1 protein-coding gene is annotated in these 279 nt (G+C 61.3%); it reads right to left on the bottom strand.

Annotated elements, in window-relative coordinates; all coding sequences use genetic code 11:
• Nucleotides 1–279 (bottom strand): TOBE domain-containing protein (locus GYA94_RS26845; RefSeq protein WP_161893473.1); only part of this gene is annotated, 279 nt, incomplete at both ends.

Genomic DNA, 279 nt, shown 5'->3' with positions numbered 1-279 from the left:
GACGAACGACTGGACCACCTTGCCGCTGGGCAGCTCGACGTAGAACACCGAGTGGCCACCCAGGTAGGCGATATCGTGCACCTTGCCACGCGACCAGTTGTGCTCGAACTCCGGCTGCTTGGTGGTCACCAGCAGTTTCTCCGGGCGCAGGGCATAGGTGATGTGCTTGTCTTCCACCGAGGTGGTGATGCCGTGACCAACGTAGATCTTGCGCTCCAGTTCCGGGCTGGCAATGATCGCGTAGCCCTCGGCGTCATCGACCACATCGCCTTCGAACAG

The organism is Pseudomonas juntendi (genome assembly GCF_009932375.1).
Lineage (GTDB): Bacteria > Pseudomonadota > Gammaproteobacteria > Pseudomonadales > Pseudomonadaceae > Aquipseudomonas > Aquipseudomonas juntendi.
The sequence above is the reverse complement of the archived record's forward strand: the minus strand, read 5'-3'. Positions and strand labels throughout refer to the sequence as shown.